Source organism: Streptomyces sp. NPDC057474, from assembly GCF_042802555.1.
Lineage (GTDB): Bacteria > Actinomycetota > Actinomycetes > Streptomycetales > Streptomycetaceae > Streptomyces.
The window spans coordinates 1-1,252 of record NZ_JBHVDX010000501.1 but is presented as its reverse complement, the minus strand read 5'-3'; the positions used below and the strand labels follow the sequence as shown (position 1 = coordinate 1,252).

Genomic DNA, 1,252 nt, shown 5'->3' with positions numbered 1-1,252 from the left:
CCACCGACCAGCTGGTCGTCGACAGCGACCGGCTGCAGGAACGGCTGCGGGAGGGGCCGTGCTTCGACGCCGCCCGCAGCTCGGTGGGAGAGCGGGTCTTCCGCATCCCCGACTTCTCCGGCGAGGAGCCGCGCTGGCCCGCCTACGCCCCGCGGGCCCGCCGTCTCGGTGTGGGCAGCATGATGGGCTTCCTGCTGTTCACCGAGGACGAGGACCTCGGCGCCCTGAACCTCTACTCCCGCGCGCCCGGCGCGTTCAACGAGGTCAGCGAGCTGGCCGGCTGGTTGCTGGCCTCCCACGCCGCAGTCGCTTTCTCCAGCGCCCGCACCCACGCCCAGATGGAGCAGGCCGTCGCCACCCGCCATGCGATCGGCGAGGCCATGGGCATCCTCATGGGCAGCCACCACCTCACCGAGGGGGAGGCGTTCGACGTGCTGCGCCGTTACTCGCAGGAGAACAACATCAAGCTCCGTGAGGTCGCCCACCGGGTCTGCGAGCAGGGCGGCCTCTGATGGTTTCGTGGGGACGGCTCCTTAGGCGCCGATGTCGAGGGACGGCTCCTCCGGCACGTTGTCAGAACCAGAGAAGCCTGGCCGGACCGGCCCCCAGGGGAACGCCGCCGAACCCGACCTGCACATCAAGTCCCCCCGCCCCGCCTCCCCACACCTCCGAAACCGACGCACTCGCGCGGCGCATCGACCTCGCACGCTCACGAGCTCAGTCACGAAGTCATTCACAGCGTCGGAGGTGACCGAGCGGGCGGTGACGCGGTACCCGCGTGGCTCAGGCATCCCTGTCCGACGTCCGGCACCCCCCTGCCCTGAGGGGTCGACGGAGGCCGACCGGGACGCCGCCTTCGGCCGGCCCGCCACGCAGGGGCCCGTCGAGGAGGCCGTGCTGCGGCTGCTGGGGTGGCCCGCCTGTCACCGCCGTTTGGGCTCTCGGCCGCTGGGCACCCGGTGGGTGCACACGAAGAAGCGGGAAGAAGCGGTTCGGGTTCGGAAAGAAGATGAGACGTCGTGACCACGCACACCGTCGAGAAGCTCGTCGTCCGCGAGAGCGGCTGGGCCAAGGCCCGCCGTCGGCGCGGGAAGGGTGTGCGCATGTGCCTTCCCGCCCTCACGGGCAGGGGCGTCCTCTGTACGGCGGAGGCCGGGGCGGACTCGCACATCGTCAGGGGTGACGACTGACCGACCCGTCCGCGGGCGAGCGGACGGGGCACGGCGATGGGCCGGCGGAAACAGGAGAAACC

At 71.4% G+C, this 1,252-nt stretch carries 2 protein-coding genes; both read left to right on the top strand.

Annotated features, from left to right (window positions below; all coding sequences use genetic code 11):
- Positions 1 to 512 (top strand): ANTAR domain-containing protein (locus tag ACFU53_RS48075; protein ID WP_384007032.1); only part of this gene is annotated, 512 nt, incomplete at its 5' end.
- Between the two features lie 507 nt (positions 513 to 1,019).
- Positions 1,020 to 1,190 carry a hypothetical protein gene (locus ACFU53_RS48070; RefSeq protein ID WP_384007029.1) on the top strand — a complete coding sequence of 57 codons (171 nt, stop codon included), beginning with the start codon at positions 1,020 to 1,022 and terminating at the stop codon, positions 1,188 to 1,190.
- Positions 1,191 to 1,252 lie beyond the last annotated feature (62 nt).